Origin of the sequence: Aggregatibacter actinomycetemcomitans (assembly GCF_003130205.1) — a bacterium.
Lineage (GTDB): Bacteria > Pseudomonadota > Gammaproteobacteria > Enterobacterales > Pasteurellaceae > Aggregatibacter > Aggregatibacter actinomycetemcomitans_A.
The window spans coordinates 1-18190 of record NZ_NRDF01000021.1; the positions used below are offsets into that span (position 1 = coordinate 1).

16 protein-coding genes and 3 tRNA genes are annotated in these 18190 nt (G+C 47.1%); 12 read left to right on the top strand and 7 right to left on the bottom strand.

Going from position 1 to position 18190, the window contains the following annotated elements; translation table 11 throughout:
* Positions 1-107 precede the first annotated feature (107 nt).
* From DK423_RS10455 to wecA, 4 genes are all read right to left on the bottom strand, one after another.
* Positions 108-184, bottom strand: a tRNA-Pro gene (locus DK423_RS10455).
* Positions 185-186: 2 nt separating this feature from the next.
* Positions 187-262, bottom strand: a tRNA-His gene (locus DK423_RS10460).
* Positions 263-299: 37 nt separating this feature from the next.
* Positions 300-376 (bottom strand) — tRNA-Arg (locus DK423_RS10465).
* 166 nt (positions 377-542) lie between these two features.
* Positions 543-1616, bottom strand: coding sequence for a UDP-N-acetylglucosamine--undecaprenyl-phosphate N-acetylglucosaminephosphotransferase (wecA, locus tag DK423_RS10470; protein WP_005559031.1), 1074 nt, complete (start codon positions 1614-1616; stop codon positions 543-545).
* 128 nt (positions 1617-1744) lie between these two features.
* Here wecA and hemL point away from each other — a divergent pair, with 128 nt between their 5' ends.
* A complete protein-coding gene (gene hemL, locus DK423_RS10475; RefSeq protein ID WP_005559029.1) occupies positions 1745-3028 on the top strand; it encodes a glutamate-1-semialdehyde 2,1-aminomutase in 1284 nt (427 codons plus the stop codon).
* Between the two features lie 73 nt (positions 3029-3101).
* On the opposite strand, the gene glnD is transcribed toward hemL, so the two are convergent.
* Positions 3102-5693 carry a bifunctional uridylyltransferase/uridylyl-removing protein GlnD gene (gene glnD, locus DK423_RS10480; protein WP_005559026.1) on the bottom strand — a complete coding sequence of 864 codons (2592 nt, stop codon included), beginning with the start codon at positions 5691-5693 and terminating at the stop codon, positions 3102-3104.
* A 65-nt stretch (positions 5694-5758) separates the two neighbouring features.
* Complete coding sequence (map, locus tag DK423_RS10485; protein ID WP_262361234.1) at positions 5759-6568, bottom strand: type I methionyl aminopeptidase; 810 nt, start codon at positions 6566-6568, stop codon at positions 5759-5761.
* Between the two features lie 124 nt (positions 6569-6692).
* On the opposite strand from map, the gene erpA reads away from it, so the two are divergent.
* The 11 genes from erpA to DK423_RS10540 all read left to right on the top strand — a co-directional run bounded on the left by erpA (position 6693) and on the right by DK423_RS10540 (position 18000).
* A complete protein-coding gene (gene erpA, locus DK423_RS10490) occupies positions 6693-7034 on the top strand; it encodes an iron-sulfur cluster insertion protein ErpA (protein ID WP_005559021.1) in 342 nt (113 codons plus the stop codon).
* A 1-nt stretch (position 7035) separates the two neighbouring features.
* Positions 7036-7308: a YacL family protein gene (locus DK423_RS10495; protein WP_005559019.1), complete on the top strand. Its 273-nt coding sequence runs from the start codon at positions 7036-7038 to the stop codon at positions 7306-7308.
* A 28-nt stretch (positions 7309-7336) separates the two neighbouring features.
* Positions 7337-9730 (top strand): penicillin-binding protein 1B, encoded by a 2394-nt coding sequence (gene mrcB, locus DK423_RS10500; protein ID WP_005559017.1) that lies wholly within the window; start codon positions 7337-7339, stop codon positions 9728-9730.
* Positions 9731-10036: 306 nt separating this feature from the next.
* Positions 10037-11944: an FTR1 family iron permease gene (locus tag DK423_RS10505; RefSeq protein WP_061886741.1), complete on the top strand. Its 1908-nt coding sequence runs from the start codon at positions 10037-10039 to the stop codon at positions 11942-11944.
* A 42-nt stretch (positions 11945-11986) separates the two neighbouring features.
* Positions 11987-12508, top strand: a complete 522-nt coding sequence (locus tag DK423_RS10510; RefSeq protein ID WP_005559010.1) for an iron transporter — start codon at positions 11987-11989, stop codon at positions 12506-12508.
* 138 nt (positions 12509-12646) lie between these two features.
* Positions 12647-14077, top strand: a complete 1431-nt coding sequence (locus tag DK423_RS10515) for a Fe-S-containing protein (protein ID WP_061885805.1) — start codon at positions 12647-12649, stop codon at positions 14075-14077.
* A gap of 2 nt (positions 14078-14079) precedes the next feature.
* Positions 14080-15405, top strand: coding sequence for an ABC transporter permease (locus DK423_RS10520; protein ID WP_061886744.1), 1326 nt, complete (start codon positions 14080-14082; stop codon positions 15403-15405).
* Positions 15392-16531: an ABC transporter permease gene (locus DK423_RS10525; protein ID WP_109043979.1), complete on the top strand. Its 1140-nt coding sequence runs from the start codon at positions 15392-15394 to the stop codon at positions 16529-16531. The genes DK423_RS10520 and DK423_RS10525 overlap by 14 nt, the downstream gene beginning before the upstream one ends.
* Before the next feature lies 1 nt (position 16532).
* Positions 16533-17204: an ABC transporter ATP-binding protein gene (locus DK423_RS10530; protein ID WP_005559002.1), complete on the top strand. Its 672-nt coding sequence runs from the start codon at positions 16533-16535 to the stop codon at positions 17202-17204.
* Positions 17194-17685: a TlpA family protein disulfide reductase gene (locus DK423_RS10535; protein WP_005559000.1), complete on the top strand. Its 492-nt coding sequence runs from the start codon at positions 17194-17196 to the stop codon at positions 17683-17685. The genes DK423_RS10530 and DK423_RS10535 overlap by 11 nt, the downstream gene beginning before the upstream one ends.
* Positions 17686-17691: 6 nt before the next feature.
* Positions 17692-18000 carry a c-type cytochrome gene (locus tag DK423_RS10540; RefSeq protein ID WP_005558999.1) on the top strand — a complete coding sequence of 103 codons (309 nt, stop codon included), beginning with the start codon at positions 17692-17694 and terminating at the stop codon, positions 17998-18000.
* On the opposite strand, the gene DK423_RS11210 is transcribed toward DK423_RS10540, so the two are convergent.
* The coding region (locus tag DK423_RS11210; protein WP_204100929.1) for a hypothetical protein at positions 17976-18190 on the bottom strand (215 nt) is incomplete at its 5' end. The two genes, DK423_RS10540 and DK423_RS11210, sit on opposite strands and share 25 nt — an antisense overlap.

The following is an 18190-nucleotide window of genomic DNA, read 5'->3' on the forward strand; positions in this document are numbered from 1 at the left end:
TCCTATTTTTAAATATCTAAATCTAAAACGAATCTCTAAGTGCCCACACAGTTTGTCTGATTGATTGTTAAAGAACAAAAAATTCTGAGAAAACCCAGAATTAGAATTGGTCGGCGAGATAGGATTTGAACCTACGACCCACTGGTCCCAAACCAGTTGCGCTACCAAGCTGCGCTACTCGCCGATTGGGGTGGCTAATGGGACTTGAACCCACGACAACCGGAATCACAATCCAGGGCTCTACCAACTGAGCTATAGCCACCATATTGAAATTGAATTAGCTGAATTTGCATGACATCTGGCGCGCTCGACAGGATTTGAACCTGCGACCTTTGGCTCCGGAGGCCAACGCTCTATCCAACTGAGCTACGAGCGCTGGAAGCGTCGTTGCGGGGCGTATATTAAAAGTTTCAAAAGTGCTTGTCTAGTCTTTTTTTATAAATTTTTATTGGCAGCTATTTTTTTATTCAAAGTAAATATAATTTATAAATTTTCTGATTATTTTTTATTTAATTTTAACTTTTTAATGAAAATATTAATTTCTATTTAATTTTAGAACGTTTTGCGGCACGACGTTTCATACGGCGTATCCAGCGGGTAATTTTCCATGCCCGTGTAATAGAGTAAGAATATAAAAAGAACAGAATAATGAAGGCAATAAACATCACCCATTCATTAATATAATAGATCTCACCCAAAATACCGAACCCGGCACATAACGCCGCCACAAAGGTAATTAATAAAAATGCCTGACGGGAAGTTAAACCGGCACGCACCATTAAATGATGTACGTGCAATCGATCCGGACGAAACGGGCTTTTCCCTTTGCGTAAACGACGATAAATAATCGCCACCATATCCACCAACGGGATCGCAATCACCCAAAGGGCAGTCACCGGATTCATCGGATGCCCTTTGCCTTGTGTGCTTAGTAAAAGAATCCAAATAATCGTAAAGCCGATTAACGTACTGCCGGCATCCCCCATAAACACTTTAAATTTCGGTCCCAGCGGAATCCCCAGATTCATTAGTAAATAAGGGAGAATCGCAATGATTAAACCGAAACTCCAATACGCCAAATCCATTTGTCCGTCGCGGTACATCAAAATACCAATCGCCGCAAAAGAGACACAAGACAAGCCACCGAGCAAGCCGTCAATTCCATCAATCATGTTGAATGCGTTAATGATCCCGATGGTCGCCAACACGGTAATAATTAAACCGATAGATCCCAACGTTAACTGAAACGGACCGAGAATTTGCCCCAGATGATCGAGGTAAACATTCCCCATATCAATCATCAGAATGGCTAAAAACGCTTGAATGCCGGCACGCAAGAAAGGGCTTATATCATAGCGGTCATCAATGATCCCCATTAATAACAACACCAAAATACTGAATAAATAAAGGTAAGGTAAACGGGTTTGCTCCCATTGCATCAGATAAAAACAAAGGTTACCCATAAACAATGAAATTCCACCGATTAACGGAATCGCGCCCTGATGGCGTTTACGGTAGTTAGGTTTATCCACCAAGCCGAATCGCATTGCAACGGGACGCATCACGAGTAAAGTTAAAAATGCCCCCAAAAATGTAACAATTAACGTCAGTAACATAGGTTTTCCCGTGAAAATAAAATGCGCAAAGCATATCACAAAGGCAAAAGGCTACATAAATATTTTTACTAACCTCCTCTTTTTTCAGTACAATGTCATACATTTTTTTAACGTAAGGATAAAAAACGATGATAAATTCAACCGCACTTTTTTCCCGCGCCCAACAAGTAATTCCCGGCGGGGTGAACTCTCCCGTTCGCGCCTTTAACGGCGTCGGCGGAACACCGGTCTTTATTGAGAAAGCCCAAGGGGCATACATTTACGACACGGAAGGCAAAAAATATATCGATTACGTCGGTTCTTGGGGGCCGATGATTTTAGGACACAACCACCCGTCCATCTTAAACGCCGTCATCAAGACCGCGCAAAACGGGCTCAGCTTCGGCGCACCGACGCCGTTGGAAATCGAACTTGCCGAATTGGTGTGCAGCCTGGTTCCGTCTATTGAAATGGCCAGAATGGTCAGCTCCGGCACCGAAGCCACCATGTCCGCCATTCGTTTGGCGCGCGGCTACACCAAGCGCGATAAAATCATTAAATTTGAAGGTTGTTATCACGGTCATGCGGATTCCCTGTTGGTAAAAGCCGGTTCCGGCGCATTAACACTGGGGCAACCGAACTCCCCGGGCGTGCCGGCGGATTTCGCCAAACACACCCTCACCTGCACCTATAACGATCTTGATTCCGTCCAACAGGCATTTGAGCAATACCCTGACGACATCGCCTGCGTTATCGTTGAACCCGTTGCCGGCAACATGAACTGCGTGCCGCCGAAAAACGATTTCCTGCAAGGTTTGCGCAAACTCTGTGATCAATATGGTGCAGTCTTTATTATTGACGAAGTGATGACCGGCTTCCGCGTGGCGCTCGGTGGCGCACAAAGCTACTATAATGTCACGCCGGATTTAACCTGTTTGGGCAAAGTCATCGGTGGCGGTATGCCGGTGGGCGCGTTCGGCGGTAAAAAAGAGATCATGCAACACATTGCGCCGACCGGTCCCGTTTATCAGGCGGGTACGTTATCCGGCAACCCTATTGCCATGGCGGCGGGCATCGCTTGTTTAACGGAATTAAAACGCGCCGGCAACGAGCAAAAGCTCGCCCGACAAACGGAAAAACTGGCGCAAGGCTTACAACAACTGGCAGCGAAGCATCAAGTGCCGTTTACGGTCAATTATGTGGGCGGGATGTTCGGCATTTTCTTTACCGACAAAAAAGACGTTACCTGTTATCAGGACGTGATGGCGTGCGACACGGAAAAATTTAAACGCTTCTTCCACAAAATGTTAGAGCTCGGCGTTTACCTGGCGCCATCGGCATTTGAAGCGGGCTTTATGTCCCTCGCCCATTCCGATGAAGATATTGACCGCACTTTAGCGGCGGCAGATATTACCTTTGCCGAACAGGCTTAACCTGAAATCACAAAAAGTGCGGTGTGTTTTAAAAACGTTTTTTAAACCCACCGCACTTTTGTTATGTAAAACGCTAACTCAAAATCTGTAATAAACGATTCAATAACCTCGCTCTTTCTTCTTCGTTTAATGCTTTTTCCGCCTTATTCGTCAGAATAAAAAAATCTTCTGCTTTTTCACCAATGGTGGTGATTTTAGCGTTGAGTAAATTCAGTTCCAATTCGCAGAATACGGCGCTGACATCCGCCAGCAAGCCCGCCTGATCTAAGGCGAACAGTTCCATTTCCGTTTGATCGGTTTTTTCAAGATTCAAAAAACGCACTTCGGTTTTGACATGAAAATGCGCCAATTGATGTTTTTCACGCAGACGTTGTTTATTGACCACATCGGAGTTTAAACTTTCCGTTAATGCGGCTTCCAACATGCGACGACGATCAAAAGGCAATACGGAACCGTCCAATTCGGTCACGATAAAACTGTCCAGCACATAGCCGTCTTTTGCGGTGATAATTTGCGCATCGTGGATACTGAGTTTTTTCGCGCCGATGGTGCTTACCACTTTGTGAAACAGGTTCGGACGGTCTTTGGTGTAAATGAAAATTTCTGTTCCGCCGGCAGAAAACCGGTTGCTGACTTTCACCAACAATTCCCCTTCAAATTCGGCAAGCAAGCGGGTATGCCAACTGATTTGTTGCGGCGAATTGCGCAAGAAATAATCCGGTGGACAACGTTGCCACAATTTTTCGATGTGTTTGTCGGAAAGTGCGGTGGTTTTTTCGCGTATTTCCTGCAATGCCAATCGGCGATGTTTTTTCGCTTTCGCTTGGTTATCCAGCAGGCTTTCCAGCCCTTGGGCGAATTGTTGCGTGGTATAATCGTACAAAGTTGCCAGCAAAGAACGTTTCCAGCTGTTCCACAAGGTTTCATTGGTCGCCACAATATCGGCGACGGTCAGGCAGGTTAAATAATCCAAACGCACCTGATTACGCACCAGTTCGGCGAAATTCAGCACAATTTCCGGATCATGAATATCCCGCCGTTGCGCCGTGACTGACATCAGCAAATGCTGCTCCACCAGCCATGCCATGGTTTCCGTTTCCCGTTGATCAAAGCCGTGCCGAACGGCAAATTCGCGCATATCCACCGCCCCCAGCAACTCGTGCGAACCGCCGCGCCCTTTGGCAATATCGTGAAATAAGGCGGCAATATACAACAAAGTGCGGTCGGAAATTCGGCTGAATATTTGGTAGCAAATGGGATGGCTTTGCACCGAGGCGTCCTCTAAAAAACTTTCCAGTTTTAACATGACGCGCAGAATATGTTCGTCCACGGTGTAGCAATGGAATAAATCAAACTGCATTAAACCGACGATGTTGCCCCATTGCGGTAAATAGGCGGTAAGCACGCCGTATTGGTGCATCGGGAAAAAAGCGCGTTTAATCGCATTCGGCTGATTAAACAGGCGCACGAACTTTTCCCGCGCCGCCGGCAAATCGCACAGATACCCCTGCCGTTGATCCAGCGCCAAATAAAGCTCGCGCAAGACGGAAGAATGAATTTCCGCCTGCGGATATTGGGTTAAATGATAAAAAAGATCGAGAATACTTTCCGGCTGTTGCTCAAAGCATTGGTGATTACGCAGGCAAATGGATTGATTAAGCAGGCTGAAATTTTCGTCGAGCATTTGCTCGTTCCTTATTTCATGACGGGTTAAAAAATGTTCCTGATAATGTTTTACCAGCAATTCGCTTAACAACGAAATGGAGTGCAATGCCTGAAAAAAGCGCTTCATCATGGCTTCTACGCCCAGATTGCCTTCTCCTTGGAAGCCTAGTAATTCGCTGACTTTCAGTTGGCGATCAAATAACAGGCGGTTGTCATAACGCTTCAAAATTAAGTGCAGAGCATACCGCACTTTAAACAGAAATTGCTGGCTTTTCAGCAATAACGCATGTTCTGCCGGATGAATAAACCCCGCCTGTAAAATTTCCTGCAAATTTTTTGCGCCGTTATGACGCAGCGCGATCCAATACAACAAATGCAAATCGCGCAATCCGCCCGGGCTGTATTTAATGTCCGGCTCAAGATTGTAAGCGGTGTTGTTATAACGTTGGTAACGTTCTATTTTCTCCCGAATTTTTGCCTGACAGAAATCCGTTTTCGACCAAAAATCCAGTTGTCGCACCAAGTTCACCAACGCTTTAAACAAATCACGGTTACCGCACAAGTAGCGCGCTTCCAGCAAATTGGTGGCGATGGTAATGTCCGCCAGCCCTTCCGTTTTACATTCTTCCAGGGTGCGAATGCTGTGTCCCACGTTAAAACCGCAATCCCATAAAAACTGCACGAACTGCCCCAGATTTTCCTGTAATGCCGGCGTGGCGGGTTGTGCGGTTAACATTAAAATATCCAGATCAGAAAGGGGAAACATTTCCTCCCGCCCGTAGCCACCTACCGCAATAAGGCTCAACGCGGGATCGTCGGCAAATTGAAAATGCCGCCACAAATGGGCGAGTAATTGATCGTAAAACGCGGTGCGATTGGCGATGAATTGATCTACGGCAATGTCGTCGAAATTCGCCAGTTCAAACTGCTTTAAATTTTCTTTCTGAATTTTGACCGCACTTGGGGTGATGTCGATTTGCGTATCGTAAGGAAAAAGCATAGGCCTTGATAAAAAAGCAGAAATAGAAAAAATCCGCCATGAGAAACACGGCAGATTTCAGTCAATTAAGCATTCACCATAAAACGTTGAATACGCCCTTCGGCAATTTCTTCATCACGAATGGTCATGACTTCACAACCGTTTTCGGTGACCACCAGTTCATGCTCGAATTGCGCGGAATGGCTACGATCTTTAGTTTTCACCGTCCAGCCGTCACCCATTAAACGTACTTCTTTCTTGCCGGCATTAATCATCGGTTCGATGGTAAACACCATGCCCGGTTTTAAAATCACACCGCCGTCATCCGCGTAATAATGCAACACTTGCGGTTCGCAGTGGAATTCCGTGCCTACGCCATGCCCGCAATATTCACGTACCACGCTGAAAGTTTGCGATTCCGTATATTTTTGCACCGCACGACCGATTTCATTGAGACGAATCCCCGGTTTTACCGTACGCAAGCCTACGTAAAGCGCTTCTTGTGCCGCTTCCACCAATTTTTTACTGCGTAAATTGGTTTCACCCACAATATACATTTTGGAATTATCGCCGTAATAACCGTCTTTGATGACCGTGACGTCAATATTTATAATATCGCCGTATTTCAATCGTTTATCATCATTAGGAATACCATGACAAACCACCTCATTAATAGAGGTACAAATGGACTTTGGAAAACCATGATAATTCAGGCATGCCGGAATCGCTTCTTGTTCATTCACCATATAATCATGGCAGATACGATCTAATTCACCGGTTGTTACGCCTTCCTTAACATAAGGCTCAATCATCACTAAAATATCAGATGCCAATTTACATGCTTTCCGTAATTTAACAATTTCAGCTTCCGTTCTTAATGGAATCATTATATTCATCTCCCTGTTAAAAATTCGTACGTAGAATTATAGCACTTACCTATTGAAAAATCCTTGATAAATTCTTGAATGGAATAGTGGGTTAATGGATAATACAGCTTCGACTAAATCGTGGGGAATTACAATGACAGAGATATCCGTTCCGTTAACTTTTACCGACGCGGCTGCGCAAAAAGTTAAAACCTTAATTACCGAAGAAGAAAATCCGGCTCTTAAATTGCGCGTGTACATCACCGGCGGCGGTTGCAGCGGTTTCCAATACGGCTTCACCTTCGACGAAAAAGTCAACGACGGTGACCTCACCGTGGAAAATTCAGGCGTGCAGTTAGTCATCGACCCAATGAGCTTACAATATTTAATCGGCGGCACCGTTGATTACACCGAGGGTTTGGAAGGTTCACGTTTTGTTGTAAATAACCCGAACGCCTCCTCCACTTGCGGTTGCGGTTCCTCCTTCAGCATCTGACATGAATTTTCAATTTACCGCCTATCAAGGCAATATCATCGCCAAGCGTTCCATGGAACATAGCGTTTTCGCTAATCGGTTTAACATCGAAGTGCGGTTGGATCCACAGTTAATTTCCACCGCACTTTCTTATTTGGAAAACCCGCCGGCACATCGATCATCAGGCGGAATTGGAAGAGATAGGTTTTATTATAACGCCACGATCATTGCCTTTTGCGGCATTGAAGATTTCGCCCGTTTTCTGCATTCTTACTTAGCTTTTATCCGCCCTTAATTCCAACTCAGCCCGAACGGTAACGCACATGGCAAAGACACAAGATCAACATTCCTCCACCGAACAGCAACCGACAAAGCCGAAAAGATCTTGGAAAATCCTGATGTTAAAAACGGCATTTACCGCCTTTTGTATGCTGTTTTGCTATTCCGCTTATTTAGATTGGCAAATCCGCAGCAAAATGGACGGGCAAATTTGGCGTTTACCGGCGGAAGTGTATAGTCGCATTGAAAGCATTCGGGTCAGCGACGAACTAAGCCTTGAGCAAATAAAACAGATTTTACTGGATAACGAATACCGCCAAACCACCATGATTGCCGCGCCGGGCGATTTCAAAATCGAAGACAATACCATCGTGTTATTGCGTCGCGGCTTCCCGTTTCCCGATACGCCGGAAGCGCAACGGGTTTTCCGCCTGCGTTTCCGGCAGGATAAACTGGCGGTGATTGAAGATCTGATTAACGTTAAAACCATCGATGAATTCCGCATGGCGCCGAAACTTATCGCCATTTTGCAATCGGACAAAGAAGAACGCCTTGCCATTTCCTTGCAACAATATCCGCGCTTACTCATCGACGCCCTATTGCTTACCGAAGATCGCCGTTTCTTTGAACACGACGGCATCAGCCCGCTCAGCATTTTACGCGCTATGATCACCAATATTCAAGCAGGGCAAACGGTACAAGGCGGCAGCACCCTCACTCAACAATTGGTTAAAAATCTGTTTTTAACCAACGAACGCACCCTCAGCCGTAAAATTAACGAAGCCTTGATGGCGTTGATTCTGGATTGGCGCTACGACAAAAACCGCATTCTGGAAACTTACCTGAACGAAATTTACCTCGGGCAAAACGGCGATAACCAAATCCACGGTTTTGAATTAGCCAGCCAGTTTTATTTCGGACGTTCCGTGCGAGAAATCAGCCTGGATCAAATTGCGCTGTTGGTGGGCATGGTAAAAGGTCCGTCGCTGTATAATCCATGGCGCAACCCGAACAACTCACTTGAACGTCGTAATGTGGTGTTACATTTAATGCTGGAACACAAAGTCATCGGCGAAGAACTTTATCAATTATTGAGCCAACGCCCGCTCGGCGTGCAGGAAAAAGGGAAAATCAGCCGCAAATATCCGGCATTTATTCAAACCCTGCAAACGGAATTACGCCATCACCTCGGCGAAGGCAAAGCCGCAAATTTATTGGGCGCACGGATTTTCTCCACCTTAGATGTGAAACAACAAGATCACGCCGAGCAGGCGGTGATTAACGCCGTATCCGATTTACAGACGAAACATAAAAATCCGCATTTGGAATCCGCCATGGTGGTTGCCAATTACCAAACCGGCGAAGTGCGCGCCATCGTGGGCGGCTTACAAACTCAGTTTGCCGGCTTCAACCGCGCCTTGACGGCGAAACGGCAAATCGGTTCTTTAGTAAAACCGTCCATTTATTTGACCGCACTTATGTACCCGGATCAGTTCCGCCTGAATACACCGATCAACAATCAACCGATTACCATTAACATCAAAGGCAGCCCGCCATGGCAACCGCGCAATTACGATCGCAAATACAGCGGTTCCGTCATGCTGATGGATGCCTTAGTACGCTCGCTGAATATCCCGACAGTGAACATCGGCATGAAGCTCGGATTAACCAAAGTGATTTCCGTGCAACAAGCTATGGGTTGGGATAAAGTCGCCATTCCGAAAGTGCCGTCAACCCTGCTCGGCTCCTATTCCATTTCGCCTTATGATGTGACCAAACTCTATCAAACTATCGCCAACGAAGGCGCCGGCGTGCCGTTGAACACCATTAACAGCGTGGTAGATAGACAAGGCAATGTGATTTATGAGCGAAAATTCGCACCGCAACAAGTGGTGCCGCAAGAAGCCGCTTTCCAAACCTTATTTGCTATGCAACAAGTGGTGCATCGCGGCACGGCGCGTAGCCTGCAAAACGAATTCGCCCATTTACATTTGGCGGGCAAAACCGGCACTACGAATAATGCACGTGATACTTGGTTCGTGGGGATCGACGGCGAAAACGTCACCGCTGTTTGGCTAGGGCGCGACGACAACGGCGAAACCAAACTCACCAGTGCCAGCGGTGCATTACAGGTTTATAAAAATTATTTACAACGTTCCGTCATCCGCCCGTTAAAACTGCACAAGCCGCAAGACATCAAATGGGTCGGTATCAATTCCTACGGCGGCTGGGACTGCGCCAGCTCACGCACCATTCCCGTTTGGGCGGACAGAAACCAATCCTTCTGCCAACAAGCCGTGTTGACCCAAACCGCCAACATCGTCACCAACGCCCCAACCCAAACCAACGCTAACACCACAACCAAACCGGAAAGCGTGTGGGACGTGTTAAAAGAAGACAAATCGGTACCAGTGGAAGAAGCAAAACCGTCGAATTAATTTGGAAAGACATAGGGCAGCTCCTGTGCCTGCCCGAATATTTGATGGGTTGACCGGGCGGGCACAGGATCCGCCCCTACAAAACATTTTTAAAAACAACCACACTTTTCCTTGCCTTCCATCAAATTCCCTTGCAACAAAACGTTATAAAAATGTAAACCATTGATTTCAAGTTTGTAACAAATGCTACATGGATCACATTTCAATGAAAAGGCGGTTGATTTTCCCTTGCACTCTGAATTTATTAGAGGATAATTATTATCAATTACATCAAGCAGGAATAGTTTTACGATAAGGAGATGGGGTATGCGTCTTTCCCGTTGGTATCAATGTATTCTTTTTAGTGTGTTTATTTTATTCTCGGCGTTTACTCATGCAGAAGATAACTATCAGGCATGGGTGCAGGATATTGAAAATCGGCTGGATAAAACCGCCGCACTTTATGCCGAGAACAAAGCCGACGATGCGCAAACGGAAGTGCAAATGGCGTATTTTGAGGTGTTTGAAAATCTGGAAGGTCCGATTCGCATTAACTTCTCCGCACAAAAAAGCTACCAAATGGAAGCCATTTTCGGTGAAATTCGCAAAATGATTCGTGACGGGTTACCGCGAGATCAGGTGAAAGCCAAAATCGACGGGCTGAAAGCCGAACTGCAGGAAGTGCTTCCCTCCTTAAAAGACGGTCATCAACTCAACGCCTCCGGTCAACATGGCGTGTATGAAAACCAAACCATCGCGGCCCACTGGCAAAAAAGTTTTAAAACCATTGACGATCTATTAGCCCAAGCGGTTACCGCTTATGAAGCCCAAGATTACGCCACGGCGAAAAAACTGGTGCAGCAAGCGCAGTATGAGGGTTATAAAAATTCCGAAATGGAAATGTCCATTCGTCAAAATCGTTCCGCCGCCATTTCCGCCAACTTCAATCAGCAATTTTACGATCTCATCAAACTCAGCGAAGTGCCTGATCAAATCAGCAATTTCGGCTATCAAATTACGACCTTGCTGCAAGACATCGAAGAACAGCTTCCCGACTTGCCGACCACCCGAGACGATCAAGTGGAACAACCTGCCAATCAAACCGTTGCCGATACCACACCGGACAAAGACTGGGCGCAAATCAGCGTACAGGTGAATGCGGGAATTCAGCAAGCCATCGGGTTATACGAACAAGGCGAAGGGAAAAAAGCCATGTTGGCGGTGCAGGATACCTATTTTGATATTTTTGAAAACACCGGCATGGAGAACAAAATCGGTTCCCGTGACAGCAACTTTAAAGCCCAATTGGAAGGCTATTTCACCCGCCTTGTGAGCTTAATGAAAGCCGGTGCGAAGAAAGAAAAGTTACAAGATCAAGCCACCGGGTTAAGCCAAGATTTAACCAAGGCGGTAGAAATGTTACAGGGTGGAACACAAACCGCTTGGAGTATATTCTTATACAGCCTGTTAATCATCGTACGTGAAGGATTGGAAGCCTTGCTGATTGTTGCCGCGATCGTGGCATATTTGGTGAAAAACAACTATCAAGACAAACTGCCCGTTATTCGCCAGTCCGTGTATGTGGCGTTGCTCGGTAGCGTCATCACCGCCGCCATCTTCCAGATGATTTTCTCTAATTCCGGCGCCAGCCGCGAATTGTTGGAAGGCTTTACTATGATCATCGCGGTGGTAATGTTGTTCATGATGAGCTACTGGCTGTTGTCCAAAGTGGAAGCGCAAAACTGGAAACGTTATTTGGAAGGCAAACTGTCCACCGCGCTGACCACCGGTTCCTTAGTGGGTTTATGGCTCACCAGCTTCCTGGCGGTTTATCGTGAAGGCGCGGAAACCGTGCTGTTCTACTACGCCCTCGCCGGCGACGCCAAAAGTGCGGTGGATTATTTCTATCTTTTCGGCGGCTTCTTCGTCGGTGTGATTATCCTCGCCGTGTGCTATTTCATTATGCGCTACACCGTGGTGAAACTACCGCTTAAGCCGTTCTTTATGTTCACCGGTTCCTTCATGTATTTCATGGCGTTTGTGTTCGCCGGCAAAAGCGTACTGGAGCTGATTGAAGGCAAATTATTTGAACCGACCCTCGTTTCCGGCATGACAGAAATCCCGTGGTTGGGTATTTATCCTTATGTAGAAACATTGGTTCCACAGGCTGTGCTGTTGGTTGCCGCTGTTTTTGCGTTAATTTATATGAAGTACCAAAGCAAAAAATCTGTTTGATTTCAAACGACAAATACTTATTCAGTTAAGGAGAAACTAAGTATGAAAAAAACGTTAATCGCTACCGCACTTTTGGCAGGTATGATCACCGCGCCCGCCGCTTTAGGTTTTAAAGAATACCCAATCGGCGAACCTGTCACCATGAACGAAATGGAAATTGCCGCCGTGTATTTGCAACCGGTTGACATGGAACCGCGCGGCATGGGCTTGCCGGCTGCCAAATCCGACATTCACTTAGAAGCGGACATTCACGCCACCAAAGGCAACAAAAACGGTTTTGGTGAAGGCGAATGGCTGCCGTATTTAACCATTCAATATACTTTAGTGAACGCCGATACCGGTGAAAAACAAGAAGGAACATTCATGCCGATGGTTGCCAGCGACGGTCCGCACTACGGCGCGAATATCAAAATGATGGGCGTGGGTAACTATAAATTAACTTACCACATCGACCCGCCGCCCAAAGCCGGTATGCACCGTCACACCGATGAAGAAACCGGTGTCGGTCGTTGGTGGAAACCGTTCGATGTGAACTATGAATTTAAATTCACCGGTTTGAAATAACCCGTTCAGGTGTTAATAAAAACAAAAATCAATAAAAACACCTTGAGACATATCAAGGTGTTTTTGTTTATTTGAGGGCATAATTAACCCATCCATAAAAATAAGCGAAATGATTGATTCAAATACTCGGAGTAAGCTATGAACTATTTCTTTGTTTTTCTCATTCAAACCCTACTCCCGATTTCTCTGCTGCTCGGTTGCAGTTGGGTGCGTTACCCACAAACCAATTTCAAGAAACTCATTTGGCTTTCGCTTTTCGGTTTTATTATCGGCAGCCTCATCACCTTAAATTTACCCGTGACACAAAGCGCAAAACTTGCCGCAGCCCTTGTCGCGTTCTGTATTTTATTGTTCGCTTACCTCTTTCAATTTCTTCATTGGCAAAAAATTAACGGCTTTTGGCATATCATGCTGTCCGTACTTGCCGGGCATTTATGGGCAAAAGATCCGAATATCGCTGCCATCACCGACACCGATGTGGTTAATACGGAATTTTTACTCCACCTCAGCGCCATCATTCTCGGTTTTATTTTCTGTCTGATCGTCGCCGGCTGGCTATACATTTTATTTCAACAGCAAAAAACGCCTGCAAAAACGACCGCACTTTCTGTCCTCTTAACCACCATTTTCACCCTGCTCTTGATTACCCCGATCATCGGCGACGTACTGCTCATATTAATGAAATTGCAAGTGCTGGAACTCACCAAAGTGCGGTTAAGTTTTGTGGCGAAATCGGGCAATATTTCCGCTTATTTGAATTACATCAACGCCGCCGTGCTGGCGTTTATCGTGCTTGTTTTTACCTTTAAAATGCACTTGCCGCGCGTTCGTCAGGTCAATATCGAACAACAACCTATCGAAAAACGCAAAGCCATTGCCGCCAAACGCACTTCTGCCAAAATCATCGCTTACGGTTTCACGGCAGTGGCAATCATTCTGGCTTCTCAACTCTATTGGGACAAAATTGCCTCCCAGCCGCCGCAACTTTCGGAAGCGCAACGAATCACCTTAGATGCAGAAAACAACGTGCGCATTCCCATCGAACAGGTGAAAGACGGCAAATTACACCGTTTTCTTTGGATCGCCGATGATGGCAAAGCGGTGCGTTTCTTTATCATCAATCGCCTTGCCGAAAAACTCAGCCTCGCCGCCGTGTTCGATGCCTGCATTTTATGCGGCGACCAAGGCTATGTGATGGAAGGCAACCAAGTGGTATGCGTGGGTTGCGGCGTGCGTTTATTTACGCCGTCTATCGGCAAACCGGGGGGCTGCAATCCGGTGCCGATTGATGACTGGAAACAGACGGAAACGGAAATCGTCATCAGCAAGAAAAGTCTGGAAGAAGGCTTGAATTACTTCACTACGGTCATTGAAATTGAGGTTGTGGATCCCGTCAACGGCAAAAAACTCACCAACACCAAAACAGAACATAAATACAGCTATGACGGCAAAACCTACTTCTTCAGCGATGAAAAGAACCTGAATCTGTTCCGCGATAATCCGGAAGCGTATCTCAACAAAACCGCTACGGATTCCACCATGGATTCAATAACGAAAGAGGAGAAATAATCATGTTGGCAAGAATGTTATTTCAATCCTGGCGTTACGGCTTAAAACGCAAACTCCTCGCCATTGTGACGATTTTCCTCGCCGCCGGTTTAATTTCCGCCTTGCTTGCGGTGTCCATCGGCATCGGCGACAAAATGGCGAAAGAACTTAAATCTTACGGCGCCAACATTCTGGTGGAACCTGCCAGCAGCGCCATTTTGCCTGATGAAGTGAGCGGCAATAATTCCCTTGCCACGCAGAATTTTTTAGATGAAAAAGAACTGCCGAACATCAAAGACATTTTCTGGCGTAACAATATCGTGGGTTTCGCGCCGTTACTTGGCGCGCAAGTCAGTGCCAAAGCGCCAAACGGCAATGAGCAAGACATTAATATTCTCGGCACGTTTTTTGACCATCAAATTGCCGTGCCTGATGAGGAGGATTACCACACCGGGCAAAAAATAATCAGCCCCTACTGGCAGGTGGAAGGCGAATGGGTGAATGACGCCACCGATGATTTCGGCGATCAAATTCCGGCGTTGCTCGGCACACAACTTGCCAAACAGCATCAGTGGAAAATAGGCGATACGCTAGCATTACGCTATCAACAAGATGAACAGGCGCCGCAGCAACAGCTCAAGGTTATTGTAAAAGGCATTGTGAAAACCGGCGGCACGGAAGAACAACAACTGATTTTGCCATTAAGTGCGGTACAAAATTTACTTGGATTGGAAGGCAAAATACAGGCAGTGAAAGTCTCCGCTCTCACTGTGCCGGAAAACGATTTATCACGCAAAGCGCGCGCCAACGTGGACGGCTTGGCGGCGGAAGAATATGACCGCTGGTATTGCACCGCTTATGTTTCCTCCATTTCTCACCAATTGGAAGAAGCCATTTCCGGCGCCATTGTTCGCCCGATTTGGCAGGTAGCCGCCTCAGAAGGCGTGGTTATTGAGAAAATCCAATTATTACTTGCCGTGGTAACCCTTGCCGCGCTCATTGCCGCCGCCATGGGGATCGCCTCCCTCATGACCACCACGATCATCGAACGCAGCAAAGAAATCGGCTTAATGAAAGCGCTCGGCGCCTATCAATGGCAAATCGTGTTGCTGTTTTATTGTGAAGCCATCATCAGCGGCTTCATCGGCGGGATGTTAGGCTGTATTGCCGGTTGGGGCTTGGCACGCTTTATCGGCGCCACCTTATTCGGCGCGCCGCTCAGTTTCGCGTGGATTGTAGTGCCTTGCGTGCTGGTGATTTCCGTGTTAATTGCGGTTATCGGCGCCTGGTTCCCGGCACATCGTATTGCCCGTCTTTATCCTATCGAGGTGCTTTATGGCAGACAATAAACCCATCAATATGTTCTGGCGCTTGGTGTTACGCGCCTTACGGCTACGTTTGCAGCGGGTATTCATCATCTTTGCCGCACTCACGGTGGGCGCCTCCATCGTTACCGCCATGGCGGCGGTGTATTTCGACATCAACACCAAAATGAGCCAGGAACTGCGCACCTTCGGCGCTAACTTTTATATCGGCTCAAACAACGGCGGTTTGATTAAAGTGGATCAGGTGCAAGAGATTATTAACCTGGCGCCAAAAGGCTTAATTACCGCCGCCAGCCCTTATTTATACGGCGTAGCCCGTAGCGATTTGGAAAAAATCGTCATCATGGGCGTGTGGTTTGAAGACATGAAAACCCTCGCGCCCTACTGGCAAATCACCGGCACGCCCATTGGCGTCAATTTTGACGAACGCAACGCCATGATCGGCAAAACCCTCGCCGAGCGTTTAAATCTGAAAGTGGGCAGTAAGCTGACCTTAAGCCTGAACGCGGTGGATAAACACCAGTTTACAATTAAAGCTATCGTGGAAACGGGCGACGCCACCGATAATATGCTCATCGTGAGCCTGGATTTTGCGCAAAACTGGCTGGAAAAAGAAAACCTTGCCACCAATGCCTTGCTTAACGTGAAAAACGATCAGGGGCAAGTGGAACAATTCGCACAACAGCTACAGCAACAATATCCCGATTTGGACATTCACCCGATTCGCAAAGTCTCCGCCTCCGAAGGGCAAATTCTGGATAAAATTAAAGGCTTGATGGGGCTTATTTCCGTGGTGATTCTGATTTTGGCGACCCTCTGCGTGAATACGACCTTGATCGCCATCGTAGGCGAACGGGCAAAAGAATTTGCGCTGCAAAAAGCCCTCGGCGCGAAAAGCCGGGACATCATCAAACAAATCGGCGCGGAAACCTTAATCATCGCCGTGTGCGCAATTATCAGCGGCTTAATTATCGGCTATTTGCTGGCGCAAGTACTCGGCTTAACCGTCTTCAAAGCCTACATTGATATGCGCCTGCCGGTGTTGCCGATCACCATAGGGTTATCCTTATTAGTGGCGTTTATCGCGGTTATCGTGCCGACCCGCCGCGCCTTAAAAATTCAAACCGCCAATGTGTTAAAAGGGGAATAACATGGCTAAAACCGTTATTGAAACTCAGCATTTATATAAAAGATTCGGGCAAGTGACCGCACTTGAAGACATTAATATTCAAATTGCCGAAGGCGAGTTTGTGGCAATCATGGGCGCGTCCGGCTCGGGCAAAACCACTTTAATGAACATTCTCACCGGCTTGGACACCGCCAGCGAAGGCAAAGTGATTCTGGACGGCGTGGACGCAGCGCAACTGGACGAAACGGGCAGACAGCGCTTTCTTGCGGAGAAAATCGGTTTGGTGTTCCAACAATTCCATTTAATCCCCTATTTAACCGCCTTGGAAAACGTCATGCTGGCGCAACATTATCACAGTGTGGTGGATGAAGCCACCGCCAAAGCGGTGTTGGAACAGGTGGGCTTGACGCACCGTATGGATCACCGCCCGAGCCAACTTTCCGGCGGGGAACAGCAACGAGTGTGTATCGCCCGTGCGTTGGTGAACCAACCACCGGTGATTTTCGCCGATGAACCGACGGGCAACCTCGACGAGAAAAATGAACATTTGGTGTTGGATTTGCTCACCGAGTTAAACCGACAAGGGCGCACTATCGTGATGGTGACTCATAACCCCGATTTAGGCAAACTCACCAATCGCATTCTTTATTTACAACACGGCAAATTGTCAGGCGAGGAAAAAAATGTGGGCTAACGTCATTCGCTTCCTCGCCATAAGTGCGGTCATTTTTTTCAGCGTTTCTTGCAAGGAAGAAAACGCGCAGCTCGGGCAACCTGCGCCGGAAATCGCCGCTTTTGATTTGCTGGGCAACAAAGCCACATTGAACGACTGGCAGGGCAAAACCGTGCTTATCAATTTCTGGTCGGAAACTTGCGGCGCCTGCATTGTAGAACTCCAAACCCTGCAACAATGGGCGGAAAAATACCCTAACCGCGTCCAATTGGTCGCCATGAACATCGACGGCGAAAACGCCGACACCCAAGCCATCGTCACCAAACGTCAATTAAATTTGCCGGTTTTCAAAGATCAAATGAAAATCACCGCCGAACGCTACCAACTCATCGGCACCCCAACCTCATTTGTCATCGACCCGAACGGCAAGCTATTACACAAATTTGAAGGCTTACTTTCCGAAAAGGATTTACAGCAATTATTCAACCCGACGAAAAGCTAATCCACCATGAAAAAACGCGACTTTACTTTCTTTCTTCTCGCTTGCTGCGCCATCAGCGCCGCCCAAGCCGAACCCGACATTGCACACGGACAAAAAGTGTACAACCGTTCCTGCGCCCTCTGCCACGGCAAACAGGCAGAAAAACCGGCAATGGGACAATCCCAAATCATCAACACCTTCACCCAAGACCAAATCATCAACGCCCTGCAAGACCGCAGCGGCAAAATCGAAGGCGCCGGCAACCGCGCCAAATCCACCCTCAGCGAACAGGATATGCAAGATGTGGCGGGCTATGTGGAAACGTTGAAGAAATAAAGAAAAAGTGCGGTCGGTTTTGGAGGTGTTTTTTGAGAACAAAATGAAGGTTCAAGCGTCCAATGCTTAAACCAAATCAGCACAAGCATGAATGCTTGCGCTATCCGGGATCCGTAGATACTGTCTCCCAGCCCCAAAGTCAAATGTTTTTTCACTAAGCTAAACAAACTTGTGGTTGGTAAAAAGTTTT